The sequence below is a fragment of the Streptomyces sp. NPDC026538 genome, from assembly GCF_055567535.1.
Genome location: NZ_JBVHQG010000019.1, coordinates 62,225 through 79,096 on the forward strand (window position 1 = coordinate 62,225; position 16,872 = coordinate 79,096).

At 72.2% G+C, this 16,872-nt stretch carries 17 protein-coding genes; 4 read left to right on the forward strand and 13 right to left on the reverse strand.

The genetic code is table 11. The features are described 5' to 3' along the window. Window position 1 precedes the first annotated feature (1 nt). Window positions 2-976 (reverse strand): TauD/TfdA dioxygenase family protein, encoded by a 975-nt coding sequence (locus tag ACZ4N4_RS44300; RefSeq protein WP_467599983.1) that lies wholly within the window; start codon window positions 974-976, stop codon window positions 2-4. 156 nt (window positions 977-1,132) lie between these two features. On the opposite strand from ACZ4N4_RS44300, the gene ACZ4N4_RS44305 reads away from it, so the two are divergent. The 3 genes from ACZ4N4_RS44305 (at window position 1,133) to ACZ4N4_RS44315 (ending at window position 3,210) form a co-directional block, all read left to right on the forward strand. Next, a complete protein-coding gene (locus tag ACZ4N4_RS44305) occupies window positions 1,133-1,963 on the forward strand; it encodes an aldo/keto reductase (RefSeq protein ID WP_467599986.1) in 831 nt (276 codons plus the stop codon). Window positions 1,964-2,006: 43 nt separating this feature from the next. Further along, on the forward strand, window positions 2,007-2,612 hold the full coding sequence (locus tag ACZ4N4_RS44310) for a DNA polymerase ligase N-terminal domain-containing protein (protein WP_467599989.1): 606 nt from the start codon (window positions 2,007-2,009) through the stop codon (window positions 2,610-2,612). A 163-nt stretch (window positions 2,613-2,775) separates the two neighbouring features. Beyond that, window positions 2,776-3,210 (forward strand): cupin domain-containing protein, encoded by a 435-nt coding sequence (locus ACZ4N4_RS44315; RefSeq protein ID WP_450768323.1) that lies wholly within the window; start codon window positions 2,776-2,778, stop codon window positions 3,208-3,210. Between the two features lie 13 nt (window positions 3,211-3,223). Here ACZ4N4_RS44315 and ACZ4N4_RS44320 read toward each other — a convergent pair whose 3' ends face one another. From ACZ4N4_RS44320 to ACZ4N4_RS44360, 9 genes are all read right to left on the reverse strand, one after another. After that, window positions 3,224-5,584, reverse strand: coding sequence for an ATP-binding SpoIIE family protein phosphatase (locus ACZ4N4_RS44320; protein ID WP_467599992.1), 2,361 nt, complete (start codon window positions 5,582-5,584; stop codon window positions 3,224-3,226). A 54-nt stretch (window positions 5,585-5,638) separates the two neighbouring features. Next, window positions 5,639-6,106 carry a peroxiredoxin gene (locus ACZ4N4_RS44325; protein WP_453385372.1) on the reverse strand — a complete coding sequence of 156 codons (468 nt, stop codon included), beginning with the start codon at window positions 6,104-6,106 and terminating at the stop codon, window positions 5,639-5,641. Further along, the gene (locus ACZ4N4_RS44330) at window positions 6,107-6,496 is read right to left on the reverse strand and encodes a DoxX family protein (RefSeq protein ID WP_467599996.1); all 390 of its coding nucleotides are present in this window, start codon (window positions 6,494-6,496) and stop codon (window positions 6,107-6,109) included. A gap of 86 nt (window positions 6,497-6,582) precedes the next feature. Next, window positions 6,583-7,116: a MarR family winged helix-turn-helix transcriptional regulator gene (locus ACZ4N4_RS44335; protein WP_467599999.1), complete on the reverse strand. Its 534-nt coding sequence runs from the start codon at window positions 7,114-7,116 to the stop codon at window positions 6,583-6,585. A 132-nt stretch (window positions 7,117-7,248) separates the two neighbouring features. Then, window positions 7,249-8,292, reverse strand: a complete 1,044-nt coding sequence (locus ACZ4N4_RS44340) for an Ldh family oxidoreductase (RefSeq protein WP_467600002.1) — start codon at window positions 8,290-8,292, stop codon at window positions 7,249-7,251. Between the two features lie 132 nt (window positions 8,293-8,424). After that, on the reverse strand, window positions 8,425-10,125 hold the full coding sequence (locus ACZ4N4_RS44345; RefSeq protein ID WP_467600005.1) for a thiamine pyrophosphate-dependent enzyme: 1,701 nt from the start codon (window positions 10,123-10,125) through the stop codon (window positions 8,425-8,427). A 12-nt stretch (window positions 10,126-10,137) separates the two neighbouring features. Next, window positions 10,138-10,998 (reverse strand): amidohydrolase family protein, encoded by an 861-nt coding sequence (locus ACZ4N4_RS44350; RefSeq protein ID WP_467600008.1) that lies wholly within the window; start codon window positions 10,996-10,998, stop codon window positions 10,138-10,140. A gap of 153 nt (window positions 10,999-11,151) precedes the next feature. Then, on the reverse strand, window positions 11,152-12,351 hold the full coding sequence (gene lhgO, locus ACZ4N4_RS44355; protein ID WP_467600011.1) for an L-2-hydroxyglutarate oxidase: 1,200 nt from the start codon (window positions 12,349-12,351) through the stop codon (window positions 11,152-11,154). A gap of 48 nt (window positions 12,352-12,399) precedes the next feature. Further along, window positions 12,400-13,842 carry an aldehyde dehydrogenase family protein gene (locus ACZ4N4_RS44360; RefSeq protein WP_467600014.1) on the reverse strand — a complete coding sequence of 481 codons (1,443 nt, stop codon included), beginning with the start codon at window positions 13,840-13,842 and terminating at the stop codon, window positions 12,400-12,402. 180 nt (window positions 13,843-14,022) lie between these two features. Between ACZ4N4_RS44360 and ACZ4N4_RS44365 the strand changes: the two genes are divergently transcribed. Further along, window positions 14,023-14,310, forward strand: coding sequence for a putative quinol monooxygenase (locus tag ACZ4N4_RS44365; RefSeq protein ID WP_467600017.1), 288 nt, complete (start codon window positions 14,023-14,025; stop codon window positions 14,308-14,310). A gap of 308 nt (window positions 14,311-14,618) precedes the next feature. On the opposite strand, the gene ACZ4N4_RS44370 is transcribed toward ACZ4N4_RS44365, so the two are convergent. Genes ACZ4N4_RS44370 through ACZ4N4_RS44380 form a run of 3 tightly spaced genes read right to left on the reverse strand, consistent with a single transcriptional unit; the run spans window position 14,619 to window position 16,868 of the window. Next, window positions 14,619-15,623 carry a uroporphyrinogen decarboxylase/cobalamine-independent methonine synthase family protein gene (locus tag ACZ4N4_RS44370; protein WP_467600020.1) on the reverse strand — a complete coding sequence of 335 codons (1,005 nt, stop codon included), beginning with the start codon at window positions 15,621-15,623 and terminating at the stop codon, window positions 14,619-14,621. Window positions 15,624-15,627: 4 nt separating this feature from the next. Further along, complete coding sequence (locus tag ACZ4N4_RS44375) at window positions 15,628-16,086, reverse strand: GlcG/HbpS family heme-binding protein (RefSeq protein WP_467600023.1); 459 nt, start codon at window positions 16,084-16,086, stop codon at window positions 15,628-15,630. Next, window positions 16,083-16,868, reverse strand: a complete 786-nt coding sequence (locus tag ACZ4N4_RS44380; protein WP_467600026.1) for an alpha/beta fold hydrolase — start codon at window positions 16,866-16,868, stop codon at window positions 16,083-16,085. Before ACZ4N4_RS44380 ends, ACZ4N4_RS44375 begins: the two co-directional genes overlap by 4 nt. Window positions 16,869-16,872 lie beyond the last annotated feature (4 nt).

A 16,872-nucleotide genomic window follows, 5' to 3' on the forward strand; every position in this document is an offset into this window, starting at 1 on the left:
GTCACCAGCGGCCCGCCTCCGTGCCGGTGACCGGCTGCGACGGCTGGCCGTCCACGCCGACCGGCACCTCACCGTGCAGCATCACCCGGTGCATGACCCGGGGGAAGCCGAGGTGGGCGTTGTCGCCGGGCGCGAGATGGGTGGTGGCCCGGTTGTCCCAGAAGGCCACGCTGCCGGGCTCCCAGCGGAAGCGGACCGTGTACTCGGGCCGTACCGCCTGTTCGAGCAGCATCTCCAGGAGCGCGGCACTCTCCGGCCGGGAGACGTCGGTGATCTGCTCGACGTAGTAGCCGTTGACGTACAGGACCCGCTCGCCGGTCTCCGGGTGGACGCGCACCAGCGGGTGCACCGAGGCGACCTGATGGTCGAGGAGATGGCGGAGGTAGGAGTCGTCGCCGGGCCGGGACTGGTAGCCGACACCCAGGCGGTGCTCGGCACGCAGTCCGTCGACGAAGGCGCGCACGGGTGCGGAGAGCCCGGCGTAGGCGGCGGCCAGATTGGCCCAGGTGGTGTCGCCGCCGTACGGCGGGACGGTCTCGGCGCGCAGGACGGTCGCGGCGGGCGGGTCGATGCGGGCGCCGTGGTCGCAGTGCCAGCCGCGCAGCAGGGTGTGCCGGCGCCGCTGGAGCCACTCCTCGTGCTCCATGCCGAACCGTCCGCCCAGCTCCAGCCGGTCGGCGGTGGTCTCCACCTCGGGGAAGCCGGCGGGCGAGGCGCTGCCCCGTCGCCCGAGCACGACCGGCTCGCCGAACCGCCGGGCGAAGGCGACATGCCCGGCGTGGTCCAGCCGCTGCCCCCGGAAGAAGACGACCTTCCAGCGCAGCACCGCCTCCCGGATCAGCGTGACCACGGCGTCGTCGAGGTCTGCGCCGAGGTCGACGCCGGTGATCTCGGCCCCGATGTGCCCGGCGACGGGTTTCACCTCGGCCCCCGCGACGCGCTCCGCCTGCTCCGCCGTACCCCTGTCCGTCGTCATGCGTACTCCGATGCTCGCCGGTACCGCTTTCCCCGAAGATCGTGACAGCCCGGCGCGACCGGCGACAGACGTCACGGAACGCGTCGCCCCCGCTTGATCACCACTCCCCCCATCGGTGAGGGTGGAGGGAGGACAACGTCGACGGAAGGCCCCATCGTGATCAGCATTCCGGCGTACCCACTCAACGACGGTACGGCGATCCCCGCCGTCGGCCTGGGCACCTGGCCGATGGACGACACGCAGGCCGAGCAGGCCGTTCGCCATGCGCTCCAGGCGGGTTACCGGCTCGTCGACACGGCCGTGAACTACGGCAACGAGACCGGCGTCGGCCGCGGTGTCGCGAGCAGCGGCGTCCCCCGCGAGGAGGTGGCCGTGACGACGAAGCTGCCGGGCCGCCACCACGGGTACGAGGAGACCCTCGCCTCCTTCGAGGAGTCGCGGCAGCGGCTGGGCGTGGAGTACGTGGACCTGTATCTGATCCACTGGCCCAACCCCCGGGTCGGCAAGTACGTCGACTCCTGGAAGGCGATGATCAAGCTGCGCGAGGAGGGTCTCGTCCGCTCGATCGGCGTCTCCAACTTCACCGAGGAGCACCTCACACGGCTGGAGAAGGAGACCGGGGTGCTGCCGTCGGTCAACCAGGTGGAACTGCATCCGCTGTTTCCGCAGGACGAGCTGCGCGTCTTCCACGCGGAGAAGGGCATCGTCACGGAGAGCTGGAGCCCGCTCGGCCAGGACGGCCGGCTGCTCCGGGACCCGGCCGTCGTCGGCGTGGCGGAGACACTCGGGGTGACGCCCGCGCAGGTGATCCTGCGCTGGCACGTCCAGCTCGGTGCCGTGGCCATCCCGAAGTCGGCGGACGCGGAGCGGCAGCGGGCCAACCTGGACGTCTTCGGCTTCCGGCTCGGTGCCGCGCAGCTGGCGGCGGTCTCCGAACGGCCCCACCAGCGCCTCGGCGGCGACCCGGACAGCCACGAGGAGTTCTAGCCGCGCGGGTACTCGGGGCGTACCTCCGACGAAGGGAGCCGCGGTGGGTACCGACGAGCGGCTGCGCACGTACCGTGACAAGCGTGACTTCGGACGGACCCGGGAGCCGTCGGGGCAGGCCGCGCCGGACGGCGGGCGGCCCCGGTTCGTGGTGCAGATCCATGACGCGCGCCGGATGCACTTCGACTTCCGTCTGCAGGTCGACGAGGTCCTGAAGTCCTGGTCGGTGCCGAAGGGCCCGTCGGCCGACCCCGGGGACAAGCGGCTGGCCGTGCCCACCGAGGACCATCCGCTGGAGTACCAGGACTTCGAGGGCGTGATCCCGAAGGGCGAGTACGGCGGCGGCACCGTGATCGTCTGGGACCACGGCTGGTACGAGCCGCTCAGCCACGACCGCCAGGGCCGGCCGGTCGGCTTCGCACAGTCGCTGGAGCGCGGGCACGCCACGTTCCGGCTGCACGGCTCCAAGCTGCACGGCGAGTACGCGCTGACCCGGTTCCGGGGCGGCGACGGCGAGGACGCCTGGCTGCTGGTGAAGAAGGGGGCCGCACGGTCGGGCGGTCACGGCACGCCAGATCCCCGGCGGGCCCGCTCGGTGACCTCCGGCCGCACCCTCGCCCAGGTCGCGGCGGACGCGAGCGCGGGGTGACAGGCCGTACCCGGTCCCCGGCTTCGCCTACCGGGGCACCTGGTTCGACAGGCCGGAGGGCGCGGGCCCGGTGCACCGGGATTGCGGCGTTCCCGCCCCGGGCGACCCCGTGGGGGCCTAAGTTCACGGAGGTACTCGACCTTCGGCTCAGGAGGCCCTCCGTATGCGCACCGCGCTCCGTACCGCGCTGGCCGGGGCGGTCGCCGCCGGCACTCTGCTGACCTGCGGCACCGCCTACGCCACCCCCGCCGGGCCGGGTGTGACCGGGCGGGTGATCAGCCAGACCACGATCGGCGGCACGGACTACGTGCTGCGCGAGATCACCGTCCCGCCCGGGCAGAGCACCGGCTGGCACTTCCACGACGGCCCGGTCTACGGATACGTCCAGAAGGGCACCCTCAGCCACTTCCACTCGGACTGCGCGGCGGACGGCGTCTACCGGCAGGGCGGCACAGTCTACGAGCCGGGCGGGGCGGGCGATGTGCATCTGGGCGCGAACCTGGGCGACACCGACCTCGTCCTGGACGTGCTGTACATCCTCCCGCACGGCTCGCCGTACTCCGAGTCGGTGCCGAACCCGGGCTGCGACTTCGAGTAGCCCGGCTGCCGCTTCAGGCGTCGATGACCGGCAACGACCCTTCGGGCAGCGGCTGTTCGGCCCAGATGGTCTTGCCGGTGCAGGTCTGGCGGCTGCCCCAGCGCTGGGTGAGCTGAGCGACCAGGAGCAGGCCACGGCCGCCCTCGTCGTAGGCGTGCGCGCGACGCAGATGCGGTGAGGTCGAACTGCCGTCGGACACCTCGCAGATGAGCGCGCGGTCGCGGATCAGGCGCAGCTGGATGGGCGGTTCGCCGTAGCGGATGGCGTTGGTGACGAGTTCGCTGACGACCAGTTCGGTGACGAAGGCGGCCTCGTCCAGGCCCCAGGCGGCCAGGCGTTCGGTGGCCGCCTGCCGGAAGTGCGCGACCTCGGCGGGGTCGGGCGGGACGTCCCAGGTGGCGACCCGGTCGGCGCCGAGCGCACGGGTGCGGACCAGCAGCAGGGCGACGTCGTCGGAGGGCTGTTCCGGCAGGACGGCCTTGAGCGCGTTGTCGCTGAGGGCCTCCAGCGAGTCGGCGGGCGCGCTCAGCGCCCGGCACATCTCCTCGGTGGCGCGGTCCACGTCCCGGTCCCGGTCCTCGATGAGGCCGTCCGTGTAGAGGGCGACGACGGCACCCTCGGGCAGGTCGAGCTCCACCGCCTCGAAGGGCAGACCGCCGACCCCGAGCGGCGGTCCCGCGGTCATCGGGACCAGTTCGGCCTCGCCGCCGGGCAGCACCAGGGCGGGGGCCGGATGGCCGGCGGCGGCGAGGGTGAGACGGCGCGAGACCGGGTCGTAGACGGCGTACAGGCAGGTGGCGCCCAGTTCGGCGACCTCCTCGCCGCTGCCGTCCGCGGCCAGGTGGCTGACCAGGTCGTCGAGGTGGGTGAGGAGTTCGTCGGGGGGCAGGTCGACGTCCGCGAGGGTGCGTACGGCCGTGCGCAGCCGGCCCATGGTGGCGGAGGAGCGGATGCCGTGGCCGACGACGTCGCCGACGACCAGGCCGACCCGGCTGCCGGAGAGCGGGATCACGTCGAACCAGTCGCCGCCGATGCCGGCCAGCGACCCGCAGGGCAGATAGCGGTGGGCCACCTCGACGGCTGCCTGACCGGGCAGGCCGCTGGGCAGCAGGCTGTGCTGGAGGGCGAGGGCGGTGGAACGCTCGCGGGCGAAGCGGCGGGCGTTGTCGATGCAGACGGCGGCGCGGCTGCCGATCTCCTCGGCGAACACGGTGTCGTCGACGGCGTAGTCGTCGGGGTGGCGCATGCGCACGCCGACGACCACGCCGAGCAGGACGCCCCGGGCCCGCAGGGGTACGGCCACCATGGAGTGGACGCCCTGTCGGTACTTGCGGCCCTCGGGCGCGCGGGCGTTTCGCTCCGCGACCCAGCCGCGGAACTCCGGCTCGCCGGCCTGGCTGACCACCGCGCGCCCCTCCCGCAGTGCCCGCGCCGGCGGGGACGACGCCAGATACACCTCCGTCTCACCCAGCCGTACGGCCGCCTCGGGAGTGCCCTCGGTCACCGAGCCGTGGGCGACGCGCCGCAGTTCGATGTCCCCCTCCGGGACGGTGGGAAGTTCCTCGGCGGTGAGCACCCAGTCGAGCAGGTCGACGCTGGCGAAGTCGGCGTAGCGCGGGACGATTAGTTCGACGACCTCCTCGGCGGTGCGCACCACGTCCAGGGTGGTGCCGATGGAGGTGGCCGCCTCGTTGAGCAGGGCCAGCCGCAGGCGGGCCAGGTACTGCTCGGTGCTGTCGAAGGCGGCGAGGGCGACGGCGGTCAGCTCGCCGTCGGGGGCGTGCACGGGCCACATCTCGATGTTCCAGGCGTGCTCCCGGTTCAGGCCCGGGGCGCCGGTGAAGCTCTCGTAGCGGGTGGGCCGGCCGGTCTCGACGACCTGGCGCAGGCGGCTCAGGAAGCCCCCGTGGTGCGGAGCCTCCTCGACGGTGTCCAGAAAGAAGCGGCCGCGCAGGGCCGCCTCGGGGACGCCCTTGAGCCGGCAGACCTCGTCGTTGACGCGGAGGTAGCGCTGGCGGACGTCGAAGACCGACATGGCCATGGAGGCCTGCTGGAAGGCCCGTTCGGCCAGGGTGGGCTCGGCCTTCCGGGGCGGGTCGGCGGTGAGGACGTATCCGGTGGTTTCGCCGTCGGGACCGAGGACCGGGCAGGCGGTCAGGGCGATCTCCATCCGGCGTCCGTCGGCGTGGCGCAGGGCGACGGTCCCGGAGCGGGCGGCGAGCGCCGCCGCGGGGACCGCCTCCGCGAGCAGGTCGGCGGCGGGCCGGCCCACGACCTGCTCCGCCGGTCGTCCGGTGAGTGCCCGCGCGCCTTCGCTCCACCCCGTCACCCTGCCCAGGGGATCGATGATCGCCGCGGCCGCGACACGCTCCATACGCCCCAGGATGGGACCTATGCCCGACCGCATCAAGCGCGGGGAGGGCCTGTCTCAGCCCTGCTGACCGCGCAGTGCGGCGAGCGCCCGGTCGGCGTGCGTGTTCATGCGCAGTTCGCTGCGGACGACCTCCAGGACGGTGCGGTCCTGGGCGATGACGAAGGTGGCCCGCTTGGTGGGGGCGAGCGCGAATCCGCGCTTGACGCCGAACCGCTCGCGGATCGTGCCGTCGCTGTCGGAGAGCAGCGGCATGCCGAGCGTGTGCTTCCCGGAGAACTCCTGCTGGCGCTCAACGCTGTCCCCGCTGATGCCGACCGGCCGGGCGCCGGCGGCGGCGAACTCGGCCGCCAGGTCCCGGAAGTGACAGGCCTCGGTGGTGCAGCCGGGCGACAGGGCGGCCGGGTAGAAGAAGAGCACGACCGGCCCGTCGGCCAGCAGTTCCGTGAGCGTGCGTGTCGTGCCGGTCTCGTCCGGCAGCGCGAAGTCCTCGATCTTGCTTCCGACCTCGACGGTTCCCGCCATTTATCGGCCCTCCTCGTTGTGGGCGACGTTGTGGGCGACACCGCGCGCCCACAGCACCAGGGGGATCTGGAGCGGCAGGCGGGCGAGGGCCGCGGTCCTGAGCGGCTGGGGCCGCTGCTGCCAGTCGACGGCCATCTGTACGTTGGCCGGGAACACGCCGACGAAGAAGGCGGCGGCCGCCCGGGCCGCCACCTTGCGGGTGCGCGGCAGGGCGATCCCGGCCGCCAGCGCCAGCTCCACGACCCCGCTGCCGTACGTCCAGGCCCGGGGCGAGCCCGGCAGTACTTTCGGGATCGTGGCGTCGAACGACTTCGGCGCCGCGAAGTGCGCGACTCCACCGGTGGCCAGCAGCCCCGCCAGCAGCAGGGGTGAACGTTGGGACCGGGCCACGCCGCCTCCTCTGAAGATCTGGCGCGCATATTACCGGGCGGTACCGACTCCGATCCCCGCCGGGGCGGTGCGTGCGTGCCGCTCCTTCACACGGCGCGTCCGGAGGACACCGTCTCGCCGGGCTCCGGGCCGGACTCGTCCTCGACCGCGTAGTCCAGGAAGTCGTCGACCATACGGTGGAACAGCGTGGCCAGCTGGCGCAGCTCCTCCGGCTTCCACTCGCCCAGGGCCAGCTGCATCCCGCGCGCCCCGGCGTCCCGGACCCGGTGGACGGCCTCCCGTCCGGCGTCGGTGAGCTCGATCCGCTGGGCGCGGCGGTCGTCGGGATCGGGGACCCGGGTGACATAGCCCGACCTCTGGAGCTGCTGGACCGTGCGCGTCACATGGGACGCCTCGACACCGAGCCGTTGGGCGAGCTCCCCCGGGCGCAGCGGCTCGGAATCGGCGACCTGGCGCAGCAGAGCCACCGCGGCGCGGTCCAGCGGGACGCCGGCGAGGGCCATCAGCCGCTCGTGCTGCCGGGCCCGGGTGCTCAGATACGTGATGCGTGTCAGCGCACGCTCGATCTCGACGACCTCCGGGGTGGCGGCGGGGACGGCCGGCAGGGGTTCTCTGGACATACCGGCCAGTTTACCATGTCGTTGCGTAACTCAAGTAAGTTATCGCGTGCAGGACACACAGGACTGCGCGGCGGGTCCGGTCCGGGCCCACGCGATCATCTCCAGGATGCCTGCCGCGGGCCCGGCCCACCCTCACACCGGCAGTGCCACACCCAGCCGCTCGGCGTGTTCCGTCAGCTCCCGCCATACCTTCGGCGCCACCGGGATCCCCTTCTCCGCCCGCTGCCCGGCCACCGCCGCGCTGCGCTCCCCCGGGTAGAACACCCCGTCGGCGCCGTCCGCGACCGGCAGGTTCTTCAGCGTGCCCAGGGTGGCGTCGACCGCCGCCACGAAGGCCTCCGGGTCACCGAAGGCGGCCGGGTCCAGGGCTATGAGCAGGGCGTTCTGGCGGTGCTTGCGGTCGCCCGCGTGGAAGGACGCGAAGATCGGGGCTCCGACCAGGACGCTGGTCAGGAGTTCGAAGGCCAGGGACATCCCGGAGCCCTTCGCGCCGCCCAGCGGCAGCGGCATGACCGCCTCTTCCGGGTCGGTCGTCGGGGTGCCGTCCGCCGTCGCGGCCGCGCCTTCGGGCAGCGGGGTACCGCTCGCCTTCGCCTGACGGATCCTGCCGAGGGCGATGGTGGCGGTGGCCATGTCGAGCAGCAGTGGGGCGTGGTCGCGGGCCGGCACGGCGATGGCGAGGGGGCTGGTGGCGACGGCCGCCCCCCTGACGCCGGTGTAGCCCATGTTGGGCATGCCGGCCACGAATCCCAGCCCGACCAGGCCCTCATCGGCGATCCGGGAGACGTAGTAGCCGATGGCGCCGGTGTGCACCGTGCGGCGGACGCCCACCGAGGCGATGCCGGTCTCGCGGGCTCGCCGTACCGCCTCGTCGGCGGCGGCGGTCAGGGCCACCGGACCGGGGGCACGGTCGGCGTCGAGGACGGCGGCGGCCGGTGCCGTGGACTCGACGGTGAGCCGTGGGCCGGCGTTGGCGACGCCCTTGGCGAGCAGGTCCAGGTAGGCGGGGACGCGCGCGGTGCCGTGCGAGTCGACGCCGCGCTGCGCGGCCCAGACGAACACGTCAGCGGTGGTACGGGCGTGCTCGGCACTCAGACCGCCCTTCTCCAGCAGGGCGGCGGAGAAGGTGCGCAGGTCCTCGGCGGGCACCAGGATCTTGGGGGGTGTGTCGGGCATGACGGCGAAAGCCTCCTGGGCTACAGGGCCCCGTCGGGGGCGCGGGACTGCGTCGATCCGCGGCTGCCGCCGCGCGGGCGCGACCGGCCACGGACGGCGGGCGGATGGGGAACGGCGTCTACGGCGCAGCGCTCAGCGGGTGACGAGGACGTCGACCACGGCGGTCGTCCCCTCGGCCACAGCCTTCAGCGCGCGCTCCAGCGCCGGCGCGAGCGTCTCCGTCGTGTCCACGGTCTCGGTGTGCATGCCGAACGGCTCGGCGAACGCGGCGAGCCGGGGCAGCCGGTGCAGGTCGGTGCCAAGCCACTCGCCGGTGTCGGCGGCCGCGCCGTCGGGGTAGAAGCGGCGGTGGTTGAGGTTCATCGACTTGTACACGCGGTTGTTGAACACGACGATCAGCAACGGCAGTTCGTACGCGTTCGAGGCGTCGTACGACGGGATCACCGGGTTGTAGGTGAAGGCGCCGTCGCCGATGGTGAGCACCACCGGCCTTTCCCTCGCGGCGAGTTTGACGCCGAGGGCGACGGCGATGCCCTGGCCGAGTCCGCCCTGGACGTAGAAGTAGGAATCGGGGCCGGCGACTTGGAGATGGCGCCTGACCACCCGGCTGTGGGTGATCGTCTCGTCCACGACGATCGCGTCCTGCCCGTGCAGCAACCTGCGCAGGGTGGCGGCGACCAGCACCGGGTCGACGCCGGTGGCCTCCTCGGCCCTGGTCTCCGCCGCCGCGATCGCCGACCGCTCGGCGTCGTGCCGCTCCGCCTGCGCCGCCCGGCGGACCTCGACCGCGCGCTCGTCGAGATCCTTCGCCCGCTTGGTGAGCTGGCGCAGCGTGTTGGTGACGCTGCCTTCCAGGTACGTGTCGGCGAACAGCACCTGGTAGACGACGTGCGGGCGCTGCGGGACCTCGTCGATGACGACGACCTTCGCCTTGCCGGGGCGCCTGGAGGGCGGGTAGAAGGGGGCCCGGCAGTTGACCAGGAGGATGAGGTCGGCCTCGTCCATCCACGGCCCGATGTCACTGCCGGCGTGCAGCGGGTGGGTGCGCGGGAAGTTGCCGCACACCGCCGAGTCCGGCTCGACGACCGGGATGTTCCAGGCCTCCGCGAAGGCGACCAGCGCCTCGAAGCCGCCCGTCTCGCGCCCCGCCGTCTCCGTGACGATCACCGGGTTGGCCGCCTCGCGGATCAACCGGGCCACGGAGTCGGCCTCTTCGGGCGAGCTGTGCGTGGAGCCCGGCGCGACGACGGGCTTGGCCTCGCGGCCGTCCCACTCCTCAAGGAGGATCTCCAGCGGGATGTTCAGGTACGCCGGTCCGGCCGGTGCCCGCCAGGCCAGCTCCGCCGCCCGGGTGATCATGGTCGGCAGGGTGTGCACACTGGCGGCCTCGGTCGACCATTTGGTGAACGGCTGGGCGATGCCTTGCGGGCCGCCCACGATCGAGAGGTTGCGGTACCACTGGCCGCCCGGGTCGTGCCCGGGAGCGTCGCCGTACGTCGTCGACTCCGAGGAGGCGACGACCATCGGCACGCCGGCCAGCAACGCCCCGTGCACGGCCATCGAGCCCTGGAGCAGACCCGGCGCCGCATGCAGCAGCACGCCCTGCGGACGGCGCCTGACCAGTCCGTAGCCGGTGGCCATGCCGGCGGCCACGGTCTCGTGCGTGAGGTCGAGGTACTCCGGTGCGGGTTCGCCGTCGCGGTGACGGCGGGCCAGCGCCTCCCACACCGGGGCCCACTCGGACCCCGAGGAACAGAAGAGGTAGTCGGCGCCGACGGCGTTGAAGGCGGCGACGAGGGCGTCACCACCGTCGGTTCCTGGAGTGTTGGTCATCGCCGGTGTCCCTCAGCCCTCGATCGGCCAGTTCAGGACCTCGGAGATACCGCGGCCCAGGATCCATTCAAGCTCCTCGGGCGTGAAGTCCCAGTGCTTGGTGAACTGCTCGATCGTGTCGGTGTAGGTGATGCCGTGGCCGAGCAGCCGGGTGATGTCGGTGCCGTAGAAGCAGCGCTGCGGGCCCATCCTGTCGACCATCTCGCGCACGTACTTCTGGATGTTGTTGTTCGGGAAGGGCTGGGTGGAGTAGCCCGGCAGCGCGGACACCTTGACGTAGATGTTCGGGTGGACGTGCAGGTCGGCGGTCTCCTGGACCCAGTAGCCGATCGCGTCGTCGACACAGCGGGCCATGATGCCCATGTGGTCGACGATGATCTTCAGCTCGGGGTGCTTGGCGGCGATCTCGCCCAGCTCCCGCTTCCAGATCGGGGCGTGCACCATGGTCGGGATGCGCAGTTCCTCGGCGACCGGCCAGTACCAGTCGTTGGTGCCGTCGATCATCCAGTTGCGGTCCTGCGGCCGGTGGAAGGTCAGCCGGGTGCCCTTCACATGCGGGTTCTGGGCGAAGTCCGTGAGCATCGCCTTGCCCTCTTCGGGCTTGTTCTGCGGGATGCGGGCCATGATGCCGAACCGGTCCGGGTGCGCCTCGCAGGCCTCCAGGGCGTAGTCGATGCGGTCGCCCTCCCAGGACGGCGGCAGGATCAGTGCCCGGTTCACACCGGCCTCGTCCATGAGCTCCAGGGCCTCCTCGTAGGAGAAGGGGTCCTCGCGGTGGCCGTTGAGCCGGATCCGCTCGCGGGCACCGGGCACCCAGGGGCGGTCCGGGGTCTCTTCCTTCCAGATGTGGATCTGCGTGTCGACGACGAACATGGCGCGAACTCTTTCCTCTAGGAGGGGGCTCGGGGTGCTGTGGAAGGAACGCTAGGCGGCTGGTGAGCTCTTGCGGAGAGCCCGGAGCGCAAGCTGTTGTTGCGCGGAAGTGCGCTGTTCGCGGCGCCTGTCCGGGCGCCGCGAACAGCTCGTTCAGGAGTCGCCGAAGACGGCGGCGGTGATGTGTTCGGCGATCGCCATGGAGGCCGTGGCGGCCGGCGAGGGGGCGTTGCGTACGGCCGTGATCCGGCCGACCCGATGGATGCGGAAGTCGTCGACGAGCGTGCCGTCACGGTCCAGGGCCTGGGCACGCACGCCCGCCCCGCCGCGCACCACGTCCCGGACGCCGACACCCGGGACGTACAGCCTGGCGTCCTTCATGAAGGCGGCGGCGGAGAAGGAGCCGCGGTACTCCTTGACGCCGGTACGCCAGTGCCGGGCGGCCATCCTCCAGGCGCCCGGGTAGGCGGCGAGCCCGAGCAGGTCCCGGGGCGAGACCCTGCTGCGCCGGTAACCCTCCCTGGCGAGGGCGAGGACGGCGTTGGGGCCGACCTCCACGGAACCGTCGACACGCGGGGTGAAGTGCACGCCGAGGAAGGGGTAACGGGGGTCGGGCACCGGGTAGATGAGGCCGCGCACCAGATCCGTCCGGTCCGGTCTCAGCAGCATGTACTCGCCGCGGAACGGGATGATCCGGGGCTCCTGTCCGTCCTGCGCGAGCCGGGCGACGGAGTCGGACTGGAGGCCGGCGCAGAGGATCAGCCGGTCCACGCGCACGCGGTCCTGCCCGGAGGCGACCTCGATGCCGCCGGGCACGGTGGCGATGGAGGTGACCGGGAAGCCCAGCCGTATCTCGCCGCCGGAGTCGGTGATGTCCCCGGCGAACGCCCGGGCGACGGCCGGGTAGTCGGTGATCGCGGTACGCGGCGAGTGCAGGGCCGCGATACCGCCGGCGTGCGGCTCCAGCTCCTTGATCTCCTCGCGGGAGATCTTCCGCAGCTCCGGCACGTGGTTGTTCCTGGCCCGCTGGTAGAGGTTCTCCATCCGGCCCAGCTCGTCCTCGCGGACGGCCACCACCAGCTTGCCGATCTCCTGGTACGGCAGTCGCCGGTCCTGGCAGTACGCGCGCAGCAGCGCCACGCCCCGCACACACAGGTCGGCCTTGAGGCTGCCCGGTGTGTAGTAGATCCCCGCATGCACCACACCGGAGTTGTGGCCGGTCTGGTGCCGGGAGACCTCCTGCTCCTTCTCGAACACCACGACCCGGGTCCCGGGGCGGCTCAGCGCGATCTCACGGGCCGTGGCGAGGCCCACGATGCCGGCGCCGACCACGCCGATCGTCTCGTCAGCCATCGGCGTCCTCCTCTCTCTCGTGCGGTGGTCACGTCTCTCCTACGGTGCTCACGCGCCGAAGTGGACGGCCACCGTCTTGACGCGGGTGGAGAACCTCAGGACTTCCTCCCCCTGCTCCTTGTAGCCCGTGCCGGAGTCGTGGAATCCGCCGAACGGCAGGTGGACGTCCCAGCCGGTGGTGGTCGTGTTGACGGCGACCTGTCCGCACTCGGCCTCGTCGGCGAAGCGGTACGCCGAGGCGAGGTCGCGGGTGAACACGGCGGCGGCGAGGCCGAAGGCGGAGTCGTTGACCGCCGCGACGGCCGCGTCGAAGTCGTCGACCGCGCGGACGGCGAGGACCGGCCCGAAGACCTCCTCACGCCAGACGGCCATGTCGGGGGTGATGCCGGTCAGGACGGTGGGCTGTACGTAGCAGCCGTGAGGCCGTTCGGTGTCCGCCCCGCCCCCGGCGAGGACGGTCGCCCCCTGCTCGACCGCCCGGCTCAGGTCGGCGAGGACGCTGTCGCGCTGCTTCGGGCTCGACAGCGGGCACAGGGTGGTCGCCGGATCGCTGCCCGGGCCGACCGTCAGCGCCGCCACCTGCGCGACCAGCAGCGCGACGAACTCGTCGTGCACCGGCCGCTCGACGATCACCCGGCTGGTGGCGGTGCAGCGCTGCCCTGCCTGGCCGAAGGAGGCGGCCACGACGGCCTTCGCGGCGGCCGGCAGATTGGCGTCGCGCAGCACCACCGAGGCGTTCTTGCCGCCGAGTTCGCCCTGGAAGCGGACGTTGCGGTCGGCCAGGCGGCGCCGGATGCGGTTGCCCACGGCGTTGGAACCGGTGAAGGTGATGCCGGCGATCCGGGGGTCGTCGAGGAGCGCCTCCTCGATCTCGGCGGTGCGGCCGGTGACGACGTTGAGGACTCCGGCGGGCAGGCCCGCGTCGTGCAGGGCGCGGGCGAAGTGCAGGCCCGACAACGGTGTCTCGGTGGCCGGCTTGAACACGGCCGCGTTGCCGGCGGCGAGCAGCGGGGCGAGCTTGCGGGCCGGGGTGATCAGCGGATCGTTCCAGGGGCTGATCACCAGGATCACGCCGATGGGCTCGCGCTGGGTGTGGGTACGGTGGTCCGGGCGTACGTCGTGCAGGAGGGCGCCGTAGCCCTGGCGGGCCAGACCGGCGTAGTACTCCAGGAAGTCGGCGGCCTTGAGGGTCTCGCCGGTCGCCTCGGCCAGGGTCTTGCCGTTCTCGGCGGTGACGTCGGCGGCGATCTCCCCGGCCCGTTCCCGGATCAGCCGGGCGGCCTCGGTGAAGACCCGGGCCCGCTCGAAGGGGCTGGTGCGCTTCCAGCCGGCGAAGCCGCGCTCGGCGTGGTCGTAGGCGCGGGTGACGTCCTTGGCGGACAGGGCCGGGACCCGGGCGAGCGGGGTGCGGACGTCGGCGGGGTCGTGGACGTCGATCCATTCGCCGGTCCTCGTCCACTCCCCGCCGGAGAGGGTTTCCAGGGTGCGCATGGAGATCACTTCCTTCGTCGGCCACGGCTCCGCCGGTGCGGGCCGGATGCGACAACACACCATGTGGGAGGGGGTCCACCAGCCCCGCGGGGGCAGGCATTGGTTGCGCCGTGCGCGGGTCGGCGGGCGCATGATCCATGCTGGAATCGGCGGACCGGACACGATCCTTGGAGGAACCGCATGGCATACGCCGTCGTCGCCCGTTACCGCTGCGCACCCGCCGACGAGGTGACGGTGCGGGCCGCGCTGTTGATGGCACGGGAGGCCACCCGCACGGAACCCGCGAACCTGATGTACGAGGTGCACGTGGTGGAGGGGGAGCCGGGTGGGTTCCTGCTCTACGAGCGGTATGCCGACCGGGAGGGATTCGAGGCGCACAAGGCGGCCGAGCACTTCAAGGAGGTCGTTGTGGGGGTGGTGTGGCCGTTGCTCGTGGAGCGCACCGTGACTTTTGCCGAGGTGATTTAGCGTCTGCCGGGCTGATGTGGGTGAAGAGGGCGCGGGTGACTGTGGTTGCTCGCGCCCACGCGGCGCGCGCCCTGAAGGGGCGCTCGTGCAGCGCCCCTTTCTTTCAGGGGCGCGGGGAACTGCGCGACCAGCCACGACTTCTTTTAGGGGCGCGGGGAACTGCGCGACCAGCCACGACGGCGCCGCAGTCGGCACACGGCACACGGCACACGGCACACGGCACACGGCACACCGCACACCGCACACCGCACACCGCACACCGCACACCGCACACCGCAGATCGTGGCACTTCCAGTGGAGCGGAGCGCTCAGAACTCGTTGCCCCAGCAGTACCGGGCGATGGTCTCGACCAGTACCAGTTTGCGGCGCTGGTCCTCCGCGGTCAGCAGTGGCCTCGACGCCACGTTCGCGAAGCCGCGCGACGGCGAAACCGCCCCGTCCTCCAGGTCCTTGACCTCGCCGACCGCGTCGATAAGGGACATCACGGTGTCGACGTCCTCCAGCTCCGGTACGGTCGCGTCGACCACGCCCAGGCAGAAGTCGCGGTCGTCCGGCAGCGCCTTCACCAGTTCGAGCTCGGCCGGCGTGCCCTGGTCGAAGGGGAGGATCCAGCGGTCGGCGCCGATTTCGGCGTACAGCCGCTCGGCGCGGGCCCGGTCCACCTCGGCCGGGGCCTCCCAGCCGGGCGCCACGCCGATCCGTACGCCCTCGGGGCGCTCGTCCAGACGTACCGCGAGCGCGTCGACGGCGAGCGCGTCCTCGAAGGAGAGCGCGCCGGGGTCTCCCGGGTCGGTACTCAACCGGTCGAGGAGGAGCGGGTTGTCGAGCTGGATCAGGCGGACGCCCCGCGACACCAGCAGCCCGATCTCCGCCCGGACGATCTCCGCGAAGGCCTCGCCCAGGTCACGCGCCGAGGAGACGCCGAGCCCGGGCTGGTAGGTGGTGGCCGCGAGATACCCCGGGGAGGGCAGTGTGACCTTCGGGGCGATCACCGTCAGCTCGGCGAGCCGGGCGGCGGAGTCGGCGAGCAGCGGGCCGTCGGCCTTGGGCAGCGACTCGGCGACCCAGCGAACCAGGCCGTCCGGCCCCGCCTCGCCGGTGCGGCGCAGGCCCGACACGCCGTCGAGGACCGCGCTGCGGAAGTCCTCGCGGGGGAAGTCGCCGTCGGTGACGACGGTGCAGCGCAGCCTGCGCTGGTAGGCGACCGCCTCCCGGACCGCCGCGGCCACGGCCTCCGGGTCGTCGGTCGACAGGCCTGCCGGCCGGACCAGGCTGCCGTGGTGGTCGATGCGGTAGTTGAACGTGTCCGCCATGGTGTCAGTCCTTTCCGCCGGTGACGCCCCACGCGGCGAACTCCAGCTCGTAGCCGAGGTCCTTCAGGACCTCCTCGGCGATCCGCTGGTCCTCGTCCGCGGTGCCGCCGGCGATGCCGAGCCCGCCGATGATCTCGCCGTCCTTCTTGATGGTGACGCTGCCCTCGGCGGCCATGATCGGCAGGGCGGCGCCGGGGAGCTGGGAGAGCTGCGAGAAGAAGACGGGCTGGCTCTCCTGCCACTTCTTCAGCATGGGGCCGGGGCGCTGCATGACGGCGGCGGTGTAGGCCTTGGCGCGGGCGATGTCGGGGGTGAGCGGGCGGGCTCCGTCGGGGCGGCGGATGGCGACCGGGAAGCCGCCGGCGTCCACGACGGCGACGCTCACCGCCTTGCCGATCTCCCGGGCGCGCCGGTGGGCGGCGCCGATGATCTCCTCGGCGGCGGCCAGGGTGAGGCTGCTCATGCTGCTTCCTTCGGTGCGGTGAGGGTGCGGCGGAGCCGGGCGACGGCCGCGTTGTACGGCTGGGGCGTCTCCCAGTACATGGAGTGCGGGGCGCCCGGGACGATCTCCAGGTGCGAGCCGGGCAGCAGCTCGTGGGCGCGGGTGACGGTCTTGACGCTCAGGACGGCGTCCTTCTCGCCCGCGAGGAAGGCGACCCTGACGCCGGAGTCCTGGATCTCCTCCAGGGAGGGGCCGTCGGTGTCGAGGTTGCGCAGGTCCTGCATCCTGGCGACGTTGAACGTGCCCATCTGCTGGAACAGGAAGGTGAGATCGGCCCGCTCCCGCTGGAACGACTTGGTGAGCAGCCGGTCGATCACCGGCAGCTTCACGGCCTCGGCCCGGTCGGCGGCGGCCAGTTCCCTCAGTTCGGGGTGGCTGATGCCGCCGAGGGAGTGGCCGAGGACGACCGAGGAGACCCGTTCGGGGCGCAGCAGGCCGGCCCGCAGCGCGGCGACGGACCCGATGGACTGGCCGACCAGCATGGCGTCGGTGAGGTCCTCCTGGTCGAGGACGGCGACCACGTCCGCGGGGAAGTCCTGGCCGTCGAACTCGGCCATGGCGGAGTCGGACTTGCCGAAGCCGCGCAGGTCCACGGTGACGACCGTGAACTCCTCCCGCAGTGCGGCCACTTGCTGCCACCAGGCGGCGTGGTGACCGCCGCTGCCGTGCACGAAGAGGATCGCCGGGCCGCTGCCGTGGCGCTCGTAGTAGATGGAGGTGCCGTCGGAGTCGGCGAAGGGCATGGGG

What these genes read in the sequence shown, in the direction of transcription:
- ACZ4N4_RS44350 (WP_467600008.1), bottom strand. Translation starts at nt 10,998, where the DNA reads ATGTTCGTCGTCGACACGCAGATCCACATCTGGAAGGAAGAGACCCCG.
- ACZ4N4_RS44325 (WP_453385372.1), bottom strand. Translation starts at nt 6,106, where the DNA reads ATGGCGGGAACCGTCGAGGTCGGAAGCAAGATCGAGGACTTCGCGCTG.
- ACZ4N4_RS44375 (WP_467600023.1), bottom strand. Translation starts at nt 16,086, where the DNA reads ATGAGCAGCCTCACCCTGGCCGCCGCCGAGGAGATCATCGGCGCCGCC.
- ACZ4N4_RS44315 (WP_450768323.1), top strand. Translation starts at nt 2,776, where the DNA reads ATGCGCACCGCGCTCCGTACCGCGCTGGCCGGGGCGGTCGCCGCCGGC.
- ACZ4N4_RS44380 (WP_467600026.1), bottom strand. Translation starts at nt 16,868, where the DNA reads ATGCCCTTCGCCGACTCCGACGGCACCTCCATCTACTACGAGCGCCAC.
- ACZ4N4_RS44300 (WP_467599983.1), bottom strand. Translation starts at nt 976, where the DNA reads ATGACGACGGACAGGGGTACGGCGGAGCAGGCGGAGCGCGTCGCGGGG.
- ACZ4N4_RS44340 (WP_467600002.1), bottom strand. Translation starts at nt 8,292, where the DNA reads ATGCCCGACACACCCCCCAAGATCCTGGTGCCCGCCGAGGACCTGCGC.
- ACZ4N4_RS44370 (WP_467600020.1), bottom strand. Translation starts at nt 15,623, where the DNA reads ATGGCGGACACGTTCAACTACCGCATCGACCACCACGGCAGCCTGGTC.
- ACZ4N4_RS44320 (WP_467599992.1), bottom strand. Translation starts at nt 5,584, where the DNA reads ATGGAGCGTGTCGCGGCCGCGGCGATCATCGATCCCCTGGGCAGGGTG.
- ACZ4N4_RS44335 (WP_467599999.1), bottom strand. Translation starts at nt 7,116, where the DNA reads ATGTCCAGAGAACCCCTGCCGGCCGTCCCCGCCGCCACCCCGGAGGTC.
- ACZ4N4_RS44360 (WP_467600014.1), bottom strand. Translation starts at nt 13,842, where the DNA reads ATGCGCACCCTGGAAACCCTCTCCGGCGGGGAGTGGACGAGGACCGGC.
- ACZ4N4_RS44345 (WP_467600005.1), bottom strand. Translation starts at nt 10,125, where the DNA reads ATGACCAACACTCCAGGAACCGACGGTGGTGACGCCCTCGTCGCCGCC.
- lhgO (WP_467600011.1), bottom strand. Translation starts at nt 12,351, where the DNA reads ATGGCTGACGAGACGATCGGCGTGGTCGGCGCCGGCATCGTGGGCCTC.
- ACZ4N4_RS44365 (WP_467600017.1), top strand. Translation starts at nt 14,023, where the DNA reads ATGGCATACGCCGTCGTCGCCCGTTACCGCTGCGCACCCGCCGACGAG.